16 protein-coding genes are annotated in these 14,714 nt (G+C 35.9%); all 16 read left to right on the top strand.

What is annotated here, in order from left to right:
* The first annotated feature begins 56 nt into the window (after positions 1-56).
* The 16 genes from AAE250_RS05085 (at position 57) to AAE250_RS05015 (ending at position 14,705) form a co-directional block, all read left to right on the top strand.
* The gene (locus AAE250_RS05085) at positions 57-1,781 is read left to right on the top strand and encodes an HAD-IIIC family phosphatase (protein WP_294598981.1); all 1,725 of its coding nucleotides are present in this window, start codon (positions 57-59) and stop codon (positions 1,779-1,781) included.
* 16 nt (positions 1,782-1,797) lie between these two features.
* A complete protein-coding gene (locus AAE250_RS05080; protein WP_294598984.1) occupies positions 1,798-2,034 on the top strand; it encodes an acyl carrier protein in 237 nt (78 codons plus the stop codon).
* Positions 2,035-2,038: 4 nt separating this feature from the next.
* Positions 2,039-2,446, top strand: a complete 408-nt coding sequence (locus AAE250_RS05075; protein WP_294598987.1) for a VOC family protein — start codon at positions 2,039-2,041, stop codon at positions 2,444-2,446.
* A 9-nt stretch (positions 2,447-2,455) separates the two neighbouring features.
* The gene (locus AAE250_RS05070; protein ID WP_294598990.1) at positions 2,456-3,934 is read left to right on the top strand and encodes an MBOAT family O-acyltransferase; all 1,479 of its coding nucleotides are present in this window, start codon (positions 2,456-2,458) and stop codon (positions 3,932-3,934) included.
* Between the two features lies 1 nt (position 3,935).
* Complete coding sequence (locus AAE250_RS05065) at positions 3,936-4,859, top strand: hypothetical protein (RefSeq protein ID WP_294598993.1); 924 nt, start codon at positions 3,936-3,938, stop codon at positions 4,857-4,859.
* Positions 4,846-6,126: a nucleotide sugar dehydrogenase gene (locus tag AAE250_RS05060; RefSeq protein ID WP_294598995.1), complete on the top strand. Its 1,281-nt coding sequence runs from the start codon at positions 4,846-4,848 to the stop codon at positions 6,124-6,126. The genes AAE250_RS05065 and AAE250_RS05060 overlap by 14 nt, the downstream gene beginning before the upstream one ends.
* The gene (locus AAE250_RS05055; protein WP_342288746.1) at positions 6,113-7,171 is read left to right on the top strand and encodes a glycosyltransferase family A protein; all 1,059 of its coding nucleotides are present in this window, start codon (positions 6,113-6,115) and stop codon (positions 7,169-7,171) included. The genes AAE250_RS05060 and AAE250_RS05055 overlap by 14 nt, the downstream gene beginning before the upstream one ends.
* A gap of 17 nt (positions 7,172-7,188) precedes the next feature.
* Positions 7,189-8,265 (top strand): glycosyltransferase WbsX family protein, encoded by a 1,077-nt coding sequence (locus AAE250_RS05050; RefSeq protein WP_294599001.1) that lies wholly within the window; start codon positions 7,189-7,191, stop codon positions 8,263-8,265.
* 77 nt (positions 8,266-8,342) lie between these two features.
* Complete coding sequence (locus AAE250_RS23610) at positions 8,343-9,431, top strand: EpsG family protein (protein ID WP_366779565.1); 1,089 nt, start codon at positions 8,343-8,345, stop codon at positions 9,429-9,431.
* Positions 9,432-9,440: 9 nt separating this feature from the next.
* Complete coding sequence (locus tag AAE250_RS05045) at positions 9,441-10,262, top strand: glycosyltransferase family 2 protein (RefSeq protein ID WP_294599004.1); 822 nt, start codon at positions 9,441-9,443, stop codon at positions 10,260-10,262.
* Positions 10,262-11,026: a glycosyltransferase family 2 protein gene (locus AAE250_RS05040; RefSeq protein ID WP_294599007.1), complete on the top strand. Its 765-nt coding sequence runs from the start codon at positions 10,262-10,264 to the stop codon at positions 11,024-11,026. Before AAE250_RS05045 ends, AAE250_RS05040 begins: the two co-directional genes overlap by 1 nt.
* 5 nt (positions 11,027-11,031) lie before the next feature.
* Positions 11,032-12,114, top strand: a complete 1,083-nt coding sequence (gene gmd / locus AAE250_RS05035; protein ID WP_294599010.1) for a GDP-mannose 4,6-dehydratase — start codon at positions 11,032-11,034, stop codon at positions 12,112-12,114.
* Positions 12,115-12,168: 54 nt separating this feature from the next.
* Entirely contained in the window at positions 12,169-12,360 is a 192-nt protein-coding gene (locus AAE250_RS05030) for a hypothetical protein (RefSeq protein ID WP_294599012.1), read from the top strand.
* On the top strand, positions 12,357-12,677 hold the full coding sequence (locus AAE250_RS05025; protein WP_342288745.1) for a hypothetical protein: 321 nt from the start codon (positions 12,357-12,359) through the stop codon (positions 12,675-12,677). Before AAE250_RS05030 ends, AAE250_RS05025 begins: the two co-directional genes overlap by 4 nt.
* A gap of 9 nt (positions 12,678-12,686) precedes the next feature.
* Positions 12,687-13,694: an NAD-dependent epimerase/dehydratase family protein gene (locus AAE250_RS05020; protein WP_294599018.1), complete on the top strand. Its 1,008-nt coding sequence runs from the start codon at positions 12,687-12,689 to the stop codon at positions 13,692-13,694.
* 63 nt (positions 13,695-13,757) lie between these two features.
* A complete protein-coding gene (locus AAE250_RS05015; RefSeq protein ID WP_294599021.1) occupies positions 13,758-14,705 on the top strand; it encodes an MraY family glycosyltransferase in 948 nt (315 codons plus the stop codon).
* The last annotated feature ends 9 nt before the right edge of the window (positions 14,706-14,714 follow it).

Below are 14,714 nucleotides of genomic sequence, written 5' to 3'. Positions count from 1 at the left end.
GCAGTTAATAAAATGTTTGTAGATGGTGATTGAGGTGTTATAAAATAAAAAAATAAATGAAAACTTTTCAAGACTTAAAGCGTAATCTCAAGAAAGACGGCTCTTCTTTTCCCGTTTTTAAGATTGCCTTATTAGGTGATGCTGCCACCCAGTTCCTTTCCGCTGCCATACGCGGTATGGGTTATGAGTGTGGATATAACCTAGATTTGTGGGAGGCGGAATACAATCAAGTGGAACGTCAGGTTTTGGACATGGCTTCGGATTTACACGGCTTCCGAGCCGATTATACGGTTGTGTTCCAATCCACCCATAAACTGTTGGAAAAATACGGTTCACTTCCCGTTTCCGAACAGGAAAATTTGGCGGAGAATCGGCTGGACTTTATCCGTACTCTCTGCAGTTCCGTTCCAGGTCGCATTATCTATTATAACTATCCCGAGATCGAAGATACCATTTTCGGCAGTTATGCCAATAAAGTTCCTTCTTCTTTTACTTATCAGCTTCGCAAGCTCAATTATGAACTGATGAATCTGGCGCAACACTTCCCGAATCTGTTTATCTGTGATTTGGCGGGTATCCAGAACAAATGGGGGCGCGACTTTATGTTCGACAGTAATGTATATGTCAGTACCGAAATGATTCTCAGTATTGATTCCCTGCCTTATGTGGCTTCTCGCACACTCGACATCGTTTGTGCCGCCGAAGGCAAATTCAAGAAATGCCTAATTCTTGACCTGGACAATACCGTTTGGGGAGGAGTTGTCGGCGACGACGGCTGGGAAAATATCCAAATCGGTCACAGCTTGGGTATAGGCAAAGCCTTCACCGAGTTCCAGCAGTGGGTCAAGAAACTGAAGAATCGCGGAATAATTATTGCCGTATGCAGCAAGAACGATGAAGCCAAAGCCAAAGAGCCTTTCGAGAAGAATCCCGAGATGGTGTTGAAACTTGATGATATCTCTGTGTTTGTGGCCAATTGGGAGAACAAGGCTGATAATATCCGCACTATTCAGAGTATTCTGAATATCGGTTTCGATTCGATGGTTTTTCTGGACGACAATCCTTTTGAACGTAACATGGTGCGTGAACACATACCGGGAGTAACGGTACCCGAACTCCCCGAGGATCCGGGCGAATATCTTGAATATCTCTATTCATTGAATCTGTTTGAGACGGCTTCCTACAGCGAAGGTGACAAAGATCGTACCCGACAGTATCAAATAGAAGCCGAACGTGTATCCCTCCAACAAAGTTTCACCAACGAAGCCGATTTCCTGAAATCTTTGAATATGATTTCTGAAGTGAAAGGCTTCGATTCGTTCAATACTCCCCGCGTGGCACAGTTGTCGCAGCGCAGTAATCAGTTTAACCTCCGTACCGTCCGTTACACGGAAGCCGAAATATCGGCCATAGAAAATGATGACCGTTATGCCACTTTCTCTTTCACGTTGTCGGACAAGTTTGGTGATAACGGTTTGATTTGTGTCGTTATCATGGAGAAGCTGGATGCGGAAAACCTCTTCATTGATACCTGGTTTATGAGTTGCCGCGTGCTGAAACGCGGTATGGAGAATTTTACTCTGAACACGATCGTAAGCTATGCGAAGGAATACGGTTTCAAACATATCATCGGCGAGTATTTACCGACGGCGAAGAATCAAATGGTGGAGGAACATTATCCCCGCTTGGGTTTTACTCCCGTAGAAGACTCCGTATCCCGTCGGTTTGAATTAGATGTGAATTCTTATCGGGAAAGTGAATGCTATATCATAAAGAAATAACTAATATTTATATCAAATGGAAAAGAATGACGTTTTGGCGAAAGTGCAGGATATCTTTCGTGATGTATTGGATAATGACGAAATCGTTTTGAATGATGAAACGACGGCGGACGACGTTGAGGAATGGGATTCCTTATCCCATATCCAATTGATTGTTGCCATAGAAAAATCTTTCGGCATAAAATTTACCTCAAAGGAAATCCTTTCTTGGAATAATGTGGGAGAAATGATTGACTGTATTTTCACTAAATAAAGCGATGATTGACAATTTGAAATTCCACCATATCGGTTATGTGACGGATAGCATAGCCGATACTTCAGTGCTTTATTTACAAGCGGGTTATCAGGTGAGTCCTATAATTGAAGATGATATTCAACGTGTAAAAATTTGTTTCTTAACTAAACAGGATTTTCCAAAAATAGAATTGGTCGAGCCTGTTGACGAGCGGTCTTCTGTAAATAAGATTTTGAAAAAGAATGGTGTATCTCCTTATCATGTATGTTATGAAGTTGATGATATTAAAAACGTTTTTAATGAGTTGACTGAAAATCAAGGTTATATTCCCCTTTTTCGCCCTGTCGAGGCAGTTGCAATGGAAAATAAACTTATTTGTTATCTATATAAAAAAGAGACGGGATTCATCGAATTGGTAAATAAATTCTAATATAAAGATATGGTTGTCAACTCACTTAGTTTTTTACTTTTCTTTTCGGTCGTATTTGCTGTATATTATTTTGTTTTTCCCGATAAGTATAAATGGAAAAATGTATGGCTGTTGATAGCAAGCTATTTTTTCTACGGCTGTGCCGAATGGAAAATGATTCCGTTGTTATTAGTGGCAACTTTGTTATTTTACAGACTCGGCCTTGCTATCGGCTACTATAATGATAAATGCGAGAAAAAAGCTTCTCTTCTGACTGTTATAGGCGTTTTACTGGGAGTCGGAATACTTTTGTATTTTAAGTATTTGAACTTTTTTATAGAGTCGTTCGGCAGTTTCTTTAATGCAATAGGGTTACGGACCGATTGGCATACATTCTCAATTATTATGCCGTTAGGTATCAGTTTTTTTACATTCAAATTAATCAGTTATGTAATAGAAGTTCATCGCCGACGCATTCCTTCTTGTGAGAGTTTTATATCCTTTGCCACTTATATTTCTTTCTTTCCGACGATTCTATCCGGTCCGATTGACCGCCCGAAAGCTTTTTTGTCTCAGTTGGAAAGTAACAGAAACTTTAGTTATTCCATGGCGGTTGACGGACTCCGGCAGATACTTTGGGGCATGTTCAAGAAGATGGTGATAGCGGATAATTTAGCTCTGATAACAGGAAATGTATGGCATTCATACCATGAGTTTTCTGGGCCTATTCTATTATTGAATGTTCTATTTTATCCTTTCCAAATGTATATGGATTTTTCCGGTTATTCGGATATGGCTATCGGAGTCGGGAAATTATTGGGATTAAAAGTGGCCAAGAATTTCAATTATCCCTTTCTAGGGCGGAATATTGCTGAATATTGGAAAAATTGGCATATGTCATTAACTTCTTGGTTGACGGATTATGTATTTATGCCCTTGAATATCTATTTCAGAAACTGGAATAAGTTTGGTTCTGTTCTGGCAATCATTATAACCTTTATATTGATAGGCTTGTGGCATGGGGCTAACCTGACATTTGCATTATTTGGGTTGTATCATGGTTTGTTATATATCCCATTAATGTATAATGGATCGTTTTTTAAGAAGACAAAACTGGTTGAGAGCAAATATGGGACACCTTTGTTTCGGGACTTTTGCAAGATGCTTTCAACTTATTTACTTGTCTCTTTGGGATTAATATTATTTGCATCGGTGAATATAACGGAAGCTGGGGAGTATTGTATCCGGATGTTTTCCACACTGATTGAAGTGCCAACTTATAGTGAAATTATGTCATTCGTTGTTTCCAAGAATATATTCTTATGTCTGCTTTTCTTTTCTTTGACAATTTTAGTTTTGGAGTGGAAAAGCCGAAAGTTAGAATATGGTTTGTGCCTTGTTGAAACATACCGTAATAAATATGTGAGATATCTGATTTATGAGATTCTGGTAATATCAATATTATTTCTTCGTGGACATACTGTCCCGTTTATGTATTTCCAATTTTAATATGAAAAAGTTCATTGTCAATACTTTGCTTTTTTCAGGCTCGATTTTGTTATTCTTTATTCTAGCTTGTTTTATCATTGATTATAGTGGCATGTCCGATTGGGCTTACAAAAGATTTACTGTCGGAAGGCAGACATCTTTAGTGCTAGGTACCTCAAGATCGGCGCAGGGGATACAACCCCAAGTTATCAATAACTACTTTGCTGACAGTACTAATATCAAGCTCCCTATTTATAATTTTAGCTTTACAGTGACTTCTTCTCCCTTTGGAGAAATTTATTTCAATGCTATAAAGAAGATATTGGATACTTCGGTTAAAGAAAAAATGGGCTTATTTATTGTTGCGGTAGATCCTTGGAGCTTGTCTGAAGAAGAAGAATGGGATGCTAAGGATTATAGGGAGACTTTTTCATGTTTAAATGAAATTAAGTGCTTGCATATGAAACCTAATTGGGAATATATTGCGTATTATTTTCATCTTAGAGATTCGGAATGGTGTAGTAAATTTAGTCAATTGGAAGATGATGGTTGGTACCGAGTTAATTTTTCTATGGTTGATTCCGTAGTTGAAGAGAATATAAAACAAAAGTTAGCTCTATATAAGACTTATCATATAAATAAATCTTTGTATCGATTGAAATGGTTAGAAAAAACTATTGAATATTTGAAAAACTACGGAAATGTGTATTTATGTCGAATCCCGGTATATTCCGGAATGCTTTGTCTTGAAGACAAGCATTGGATAGATTTCGACAAGGATATGAGAACGGTTGCCGCTAAATATGATATCCCTTATTTTTCTTTTAGAAATGATCGTGGAGAATACCGCACTATAGACGGCAATCATTTGTATAAAGAAGACGGGAAGATCTTTACACAAAATTTATGTGATTCGATAAATACTTATAATAATGGATTCAATTAAGATTTGCGTAATCGGTCTCGGTTATGTTGGGCTTCCTTTGGCTCGTTTGTTCTCTACGAAGTTTGAAACAGTTGGCTTTGATATGAATCAAGATCGTGTAGATACCTTGATGAAAGGTCACGATGCTACGCTCGAAGTAGCAGATGAATTACTTCAAGAAGCTATTGAGAAGAATGGGTTTGTTTGTACTACCGATATAAAAAAAATAAAAGGCTGTAACTTCTATATCGTTGCAGTACCTACTCCTGTAGACGAGAACAACCGCCCAGATCTTCGCCCATTGTGGGGAGCAAGTGAAACTGTGGGCAAGGTCATCTCAAAAGGGGATATTGTGGTATACGAATCTACTGTATATCCTGGTGTCACCGAAGAAGAATGTTTGCCTGTTGTAGAGCGTGTTTCTGGATTAAAGTTCAATGAGGATTTCTTTGCCGGTTATTCTCCGGAACGTATTAATCCGGGGGATAAGGAACATACTGTGGAAAAGATAAAGAAAGTGACATCAGGTTCTACGCCCGAAGTTGCAGATATTGTAGACGGAGTATATAATTCAGTGTTGGTGAACGGTACACACAAAGCTCCTTCTATTAAGGTGGCCGAAGCATCGAAGATTATAGAAAACTCTCAGCGTGATGTCAACATTGCGTTTATGAACGAGCTTGCTAAAATTTTCAATGCTATGGGGATTGATACAAATGATGTGATAGAGGCGGCTTCGTCCAAATGGAATTTCATTAAGTTGAAGCCTGGTCTGGTAGGGGGACATTGTATCAGTGTTGACCCTTATTATCTGATACAGAAGGCACAAGTGTATGGGGTGCTTCCTCGGGTAATGTTTGCTGCACGTCGTTTGAACGATGGAATGGGAGATTATGTTGCGAACCAAGTGATAAAACTGATGAACAGGAAAGGCGTATTGGTGAAGGATAGTAAGATATTGATATTAGGTTTCACTTTTAAAGAGAATTGTCCTGATGTACGGAATACTAAGATAATAGACATCTATATGACATTGAAAGAATATACAAACAATATTACTGTTTATGATCCTTGGGCAAATTCTAAAAAGGTAGAGAAGGAATATGGTATAGAACTGGTAAATGGTAGTATGGATTGTTTGAAAAAACAATTTGACACTGTAATATTAGCTGTAGCACATAAAGAGTTCTTAGCTCTTGATATGCGTAGCTTTTTGGCCATGAATAATGGAGTGGTGTATGATGTAAAGGGGACATTGGATAGAGAAGTAATAGATGGGAGATTGTAGTTGTATGGCAAAATGCATAGTTTCTATTATTATACCTATTTTTAATAGGAAAGAGCTGGTTAGTTCAATGATAAATAGTGTGATAAATCAGACATTTCAGAATTGGGAACTTTTATTAATAGATGATGGCTCTACTGAAGATACTCTTGAAATGCTGCATCAGTTTACTATTGTTGATAAACGTATTTATCTTTATAAACGTGATAAGCACCCTAAAGGTGCTCCTGTTTGCCGGAATATAGGCCTTAGCTATGCAAAAGGAAAATATGTTATATTTTTTGATTCTGATGATTTGATACCTGATTATAACATTCAACAAAGAGTTGACTTTATGGAAAGAAATAAAGATTTGGATTTTGCAGTATTTCCTGCAATGAGTTTTACTGGTAAGATTGGAGAAGGAGAAAATGATTATGTGGGGATCAAGACTGAAGGAGATGATTTAAAACATCTTATTGATTGTAATTTGCCATTTCTAGTGGTTACCAATATATATAGAATTACATCTTTGGTCGAGAAAGGTATAATGTGGGATGAGCATTTATTATCTCTGCAAGATGCGGATTTTAATATTCGAAATATGATAAATGGAAATAAGTATGATTATGCGTATGATGCTCGCATAGATTATTATATTAGAATAATTCCTCATTCAAATTCTATATCACAAAGTATTTATAATGTGTCACATTATGATTCTCATCTGTATTTTATACATAAAATACTTAAAGAATTGCCTATAGGTTGGAAAATCGAAAACAAGTGGTCTATTCGTAGAAGGATAGTGTATATATATACTCTATTGGGAGAAGATTCTAATGAACATTTGCAACAGCTAAAAAATATGATACTCATGGAAGATAACGTTTTTTATCCTCTATTCTGTCTTTCTGTGAAGTTATATGCTTTTTTGAGAAAATATTCTTGTCCGAAATCTATTTATTGGGCATTTCCTTATTATTCTCTTTATAAGAAAATGCATGATATTTCTCGTCGGAAGAGAATAGCTAAATTGTTGAAAAAAGGACTATTAAAAAATGAATAGAGTTATTATATAAAGACATGAGTAGACCACGTATTATTGCATTTTATTTACCCCAGTATTATCCAACAGTGGAGAATGATGAGTGGTGGGGAAAAGGATTTACAGAATGGACGAATGTTGGTAATGCAAAGCCTTTGTTCAAAGGGCATTATCAACCTCGAGTACCTGCAGACTTAGGATATTATGATTTGCGAATACCAGAAGTACGTGAACAACAAGCTTTGCTTGCCCAAGATGCAGGAATAGAAGGTTTTTGTTATTGGCATTATTGGTTCTCAGGACGCCGTTTGTTAGATAGGGTTTTTTCGGAAGTTGTAGAAAGTGGTAAGCCGGATTTCCCTTTTTGTTTGTGTTGGGCAAATCATTCTTGGTATCAAAAGACATGGAACCCCAATAAGCCCAATAAATTATTAATAGAACAGGATTATCCAGGCATACAAGATTATATTGACCATTTTTATGCAATGCTTCCTGCTTTCAGAGATAAGAGATATATGAGAGTTAATGGGAAGTTAATTTTTGGATTTTTTGCTCCTTGGGATTTTCCTGAGTTAGATTTATTTATTGATACTTGGAATAGATTAGCAGAAGAGAATAAATTGAAGGGATTTTATTTTTGGGGTTATGCATTAAAAAAAAATCAATATTCCAATTACTTATCCCAAGGTCTTGACGGCATTGTTTTTGAGAATATATTGACGCCAGAGAATCATAATATTGCAAAGAAAATATTTATTCAAACAAAAAGGAGAATCTTGGGAATTCCTCATCTAACAGAATATGATGAATATGTTAGAGCAGTTATGGCTTCTTATGAAGTTTCTGAGCAAATTCATCCTTGTATTGATCCTAATTTTGATCATTCTCCACGGAGTGGAAATAAAGGGATCATTTTGATAAATAGTACTCCTAAAAAGTGGGGAGATTTGTGTTATAACATATTTAGAACTGTTTCTACTCGAGCACCTGAAAATAATTTGGTTTTTATTAAAGCTTGGAATGAATGGGGAGAAGGTAATTATCTTGAACCAGATTTGAAATATGGTAAACAATATTTATTTGAATTAAGGAAAGCTATAGATAAAATACATTAATATTCACATGTGGATCTTTTAGTACAGCATCTGTAGTGTATCTGTAATGAAATAGCAGAAAGTACTCTGTAAGTTGGATGATTTTTACTTTAAATTTATTATATTCATTATGGTGTTCTAGCAAACTTTGTTATGTATATGAGCACTCCAATATACAAAAAAAATTTTTATATTATTTTTTGTTGTTTACTCCTTTGTGGTTTATATGGTTATTGATATGTGGTGGACAGTATGGCGTTGGAACTGACTATTTTAGCTATTACGAAATATTCAAAAATGTATCTTCTGATTACTATTATAATAAGTCGGAATGGCTGTTTGCTTGGATCATAGAAATATGTCACGACATAGGTCTCTCACCGCAAGGATTATTCTTTGTTTTCTATTTTATTAATTTTGTTTTCTTTTTTAAAATCCTTTTTAGATTAGAAAACAAAACAGTTTTTTTGTTTGTTCTACTTTATATAACTTTATCTTCAGCATTTAATAATCAGTTAAATGGATTAAGACAATATTCTGCAATATATATTATAACTTATGCGATAATTAATTTTTGTGAAGATAGATCTTATTTAAAATATATTTTCTGGATAATAATAGCAGGAGGATTGCATTTTTCATCTTATTTTGCTTTACTTTTTTGTTTGTTTTTTCATGTGAGGGTGCTGTCAAGCAATAAAGCATTCTTTATTTTAATTATAATTGGTACCTTTTTTTCTCTGCTAGGATCTTCAAATTGGATCATAAATTTTTTCAGTAATTTTATTCCTGCTACTTATTCTAGTTATATTGATGGGAATTTTAATAAATCAAATGATATAATAAATATAGTAACAAAACTGATATTTATCCCTCTTTACCTGCTATCTGTGAACTCCATCTCTAATTATCAAATAGATGATAAAGATCGATTTCTCTATAGGATGGGTATTATTGCATATTCTATTCGTTTGTTTTTTCTGGAAAATTTTATATTTGATAGAATAGGACAATTATTTGTATTGGTTGCTGTTCTACCTATCTATATTTATTTGAAATGCTTATATCATAACAGAATGTTTAAAACCTGTCTTTTTATTGTACTAAGTTTTATAGCATTTTATATGGTTAAGACTTTACTATTTCCTAATAAAGAATATCTGTATCAATCTATTTATTTTAGATGACGTTTCATTATGGAAGATAAGATAAAAGTGTCTGTTATTATTCCATCTTATAAGCCCGCAAGTTATTTATGTGAGTGTTTGAATTCTGTTATGCATCAGACTTTAACTTTAAATGAATTTGAGGTTTTGATTATACTGAATGGTCCTAAAGAACCATTCTACTCGTGGATTCAAAAAATGATATCGCCATATCCTAATTTTAAATTATTATACAACGGTAAATGTGGGGTATCTAATGCACGTAATCTTGGAATTCAAACGGCTATAGGTGAATTTATTTGTTTTATTGATGATGATGATTTGGTTTCTCCTTCATATTTGGAGAGATTATTAGAAAAAGCTACGGTGGATACTATTAGTATGAGCAATGTTTATAGCTTTAAAAAAAACTTCAATGAGAGAAGAGAAAACTTTTTTATATGCAAACATCTAAAAGACAAGGATAAATATGAAAATGCATCTTTTTTTATTAGTCGTTCTTTTTTAGCTTTTCCTGTGGCAAAATTGATACATCGCAATATAATTGGAACACACCGTTTTAATTCTCATTTTAGAAATGGGGAGGATGCTTTATTTATAACATCCATAACAGACAGTTTTTCACGTCTTAGATTTGCTACAGATGACGCTATTTATTATGTACGAGAACGTTCTGGGTCTGCTTCGAGAAAAAGAATAAGTGTCTATAAGATAATATATACTACTATCTTACTTATGATAACATACTTTGTAACGTATCTTAAGCACCCATTAAAATACAGTTTTAAACTATTTGTGGCTAGAATTCCAGGAGTGATAAAAAACGCTTATTTATTGTCTAAAAATACATAATGAAAATTACTATTATCACCGTTACATTCGATAGTGATAAAACTCTTAGTGATACTATTCAATCAGTCCTTGCTCAAACTTATCAAGATATTGAATATATTATTATTGATGGTTTGTCTAAAGATAAGACAATGGATATTGTTAAGAAATACAAGCCAACTTTCAATGGACGGTTAAAGTGGATTAGTGAAAGAGATCAAGGTCTCTATGACGCTATGAACAAGGGCATCCATATGGCTACGGGAGATATTGTTGGTATCATCAACTCTGATGACTTTTATCATCGAGCAGATATTGTAACTAAAGTCGTAGAATCTTTTCAGGATAAAACAATACAGGTTGTTTATGGAGATGTTCGCTTTGTCAATCCAGATAACTTAAATAAAACGGTACGCTATTATTCATCCAAGAACTTTTCTCCAAGATATTTTCGTTATGGTTTTATGCCTGCGCATCCTACATTCTTTACTTATCGGAAATATTTTGAAGAATTTGGCTATTATAAAACGGATTATCGGATAGCTGCTGATTATGAGCTATTGATACGTTTTCTATATACTCATCAATTGAAAGCAAAATATTTGCCTTTGGATTTTATGAAAATGAGAACGGGAGGTACCAGTACAGCATCTTTCAAGAGTAATTTGCTTTTGAACAAGGAGATAGTTCGTGCATGCAGAGAAAATGGTATATGGACTTGCATGCCGTTATTGTTTCTGAAATATTTTATAAAGGTATTTGAATTCATATTTACGAGAGAATAAATTTTATGAAAAAGATAGCATTAATTACAGGTATAACTGGTCAGGATGGTTCTTTTCTTGCTGAGTTTTTGATCGAAAAAGGTTATGAAGTTCACGGTATTCTTCGCCGTTCCTCTTCTTTCAATACAGGGCGTATCGAGCATCTTTATTTAGATGAATGGGTACGTGATATGAAAAAAGACCGTCTTATCAATCTCCATTATGGAGATATGACGGACAGCAGTTCGCTGATCCGAATTATTCAGTTGGTTCAACCGGATGAAATCTATAATCTTGCTGCCCAAAGCCATGTGAAGGTTAGTTTTGATGTACCTGAGTACACGGCAGAATCGGATGCTGTTGGTACACTCCGTATGTTGGAAGCCGTTCGCATTCTTGGTTTGGAGAAGAAAACGAGGATTTATCAGGCTTCAACTTCCGAGTTGTTCGGTAAGGTACAGGAGGTTCCTCAAAAGGAAACAACACCTTTTTATCCCCGGAGTCCTTATGGAGTTGCCAAGCAGTATGGTTTCTGGATAACTAAGAATTATCGTGAAAGCTATGGTATGTTTGCTGTTAATGGTATTTTGTTTAATCACGAGAGTGAAAGAAGAGGGGAGACTTTTGTAACCCGTAAGATCACCTTAGCTGCTTCCCGTATTGCGCAAGGTTTCCAGGATAAATTGTATTTAGGCAATTTGGATGCCCGTCGTGATTGGGGTTATGCCAGAGATTATGTGGAATGTATGTGGTTGATACTTCAACATGACGTTCCTGAAGATTTTGTGATAGCTACCGGTGAAATGCATACAGTTCGTGAGTTTGCCACTTTGGCTTTCCTGGAAGTTGGTATTGACCTTTGTTGGGAGGGTGAAGGTGTAAATGAGAAAGGTATTGATGTAAATACCGGTAAGATTTTGGTTGAAGTTGATCCTAAGTATTTTCGTCCTTGTGAGGTAGAACAGTTACTGGGTGATCCTACGAAAGCGAGAACTTTATTAGGTTGGAATCCTACAAAAACGAGCTTTCCTGAGTTGGTGAAGATAATGGTTGCCCATGATATGAAGTTTGTGAAGAAGTTGTATTTGAAAACACAAATATGCGAATGATTATTAGGATATTTCAATACTGTAAATTACCTTTGTAGCAAATAGCTAAACAGAATGAGTAAATCCAGAGCATATAAAGAACAGGAATCTAAGCGACAGGAGGTAAACGAACCTATGGTTGCTTATACTAAATGCAAGATAAATTCCGGTATTACAATTGGGGAGCGTGATGATATCGGAGGTGCTATTTCAGGTGAAGAATTATTGAACAGACTTCGTCCTCGTATAAAGGCTTTGTTTAAATGAAAGTTGTATTTGCACCTGAAGTTGAAGAGGATTTATATGAACTTATAGAAGTACTTATAGAAAAGGAGTATTTGGGTACTTATCCTTTCGCTATTTCTTATGTGGAAGATTTAATTGTTGATATTCAACAAAATATTCATTCTAAATTGAAGAAAAAAGCACCTGTTTTTTTTGAACGATATGGTAAGGACATGTATTATATTACTTATCAACGTAATAATAATACAACATGGTATGTGTTTTTCTCTATCGTAGAAGAATCTTACTTTGTCAGGTATATTTCCAATAATCATGCTTCCGGTCAGTATATTTTATAGACTATTTCCATGAACATACTTATCACAGGAATCCACGGTTTTGTGGGTTCCAATCTTGTTATTGCCCTAAAGGAACATCATAGCCTTTATGGGCTGGATATTGTTGCGCCTGAAAAGGAGGGAGTGATACAGACTTTTTCTTGGAAGGATATTGAGCCTGCTTCTGTTCCGATGGAGAATCTTCCTAAGTTTGATGCCATTATTCATTTGGCCGGAAAAGCCCATGATACGAAGAATCAGTCTGCTGCTCAGGTTTATTTTGATATTAATACTGGGTTGACTCAGAAGATATTTGATTTCTTTTTGGAATCTTCTGCGAAGAAGTTTATTTTCTTTAGTTCGGTGAAAGCAGCTGCGGATAGTGTAGTGGGGGATGTGCTGACGGAGGAGGTGATACCGACACCGGTTGGACCTTATGGGGAGAGTAAGATTGCTGCGGAAGATTATATAAAGGAACATTTTTTATTTCCTACCACCTCCCCCTGCGGGTACTCCTCCTTCCCGAAGGAGGAGAATGAGATACACTCGGATAAGCAGGTGTATATCTTGCGTCCTTGTATGATTCATGGTCCGGGCAATAAGGGGAATCTGAATTTGCTTTATAATGTGGTGAAGAAAGGTATTCCTTGGCCTTTGGGTGACTTTGAGAACAGGAGATCCTTTACTTCGATCGATAATCTTTGCTATGTGATAGAGGGATTGCTGACGAAGGATGTTTCGAGTGGCATTTATCATATGGGTGATGATGAAGCTTTGTCTACGAATGAGTTGATCGCTTTGATGTGTGAGGTATTGGGGCGCAAGCCACATATCTGGAAGATGAATAAGCGTATGATGGAAGGTTGTGCAGGATTGGGCACCTTACTCCATTTACCGTTGAATACGGAACGTTTGCGTAAGTTGACGGAAAACTATGTGGTGAGTAATGCGAAGATTAAGGCTGCTTTGGGAATTGAACGGATGCCTGTAAGGGCAGAAGATGGGATAAAGAAGACAATCGAGTCATTTACAATTTGACAATTTACAATGTACAATTTGCCGTGCGGATGAATAGGCATGGTATGTAAACTCTTTATTTGAATGTATTATTTGATCGTATTAGTTCTGCTCTTCTTGGCAGAACTTTTTTATTTTAGGGTGGCTGATAGGTGTAATATCATCGATAAGCCTAATGAGCGTAGTTCTCATACCAGGATAACTCTTCGGGGTGGGGGAATTATCTTCTATTTTGGAGCATTGGCTTATTTTCTGACGAGCGGTTTTGAGTATTCTTGGTTTATGTTGGCATTGACTTTGGTTTCGTTTATCAGTTTTGTGGATGACATTCGATCTACGTCTCAGAAGTTACGGTTGCTGTTTCATTTCTCGGCTATGGCTTTGATGTTCTATCAATGGGGATTGTTCTCTTTATCCTGGTGGTGGATAATTGTTGCGTTAATAGTTTGTACGGGTATCATCAATGCTTATAATTTCATGGACGGGATTAATGGCATCACAGGTGGTTATTCTCTGGTTATCCTTGTTGCACTGGCTTATATCAATAGAGAAATGATTCCTTTTGTAGAAGAAGGCTTTATCTATACGGTTCTTTGTTCTGTCTTGGTATTCTGTTTCTTCAATTTCCGTAAGAAAGCTAAATGTTTTGCTGGTGATGTTGGTTCTGTGAGTATTGCCTTCATTCTTCTTTTCCTGATTGGTAAACTGATCATTCAGACTGAGGATTTCAGCTGGATTGTCCTATTAGCTGTTTATGGTGTTGACAGTGTTCTGACTATCATTCATCGGCTGATGCTTCATGAGAATATCGGTTTACCGCATCGGAAGCATTTGTATCAGATCATGGCGAATGAGTTGAAGGTTCCTCATGTAGTGGTATCTTGCATTTATATGATAACGCAGGCAGTAGTAGTCATAGCATACATTCATTACCGGGAATATGGGTATATATATTTGTTTAGTTGTATTGCGCTGTTAAGTTTAGCCTATGCTCTTTTTATGAAAAGATATTTTCACCTACACCGGAATTAACGATTCATC

It is taken from the genome of Bacteroides sp. GD17 (assembly GCF_038448625.1).
Taxonomy (GTDB): Bacteria; Bacteroidota; Bacteroidia; order Bacteroidales; family Bacteroidaceae; genus Bacteroides.
This window is presented reverse-complemented; position numbering and strand designations above follow the sequence as displayed.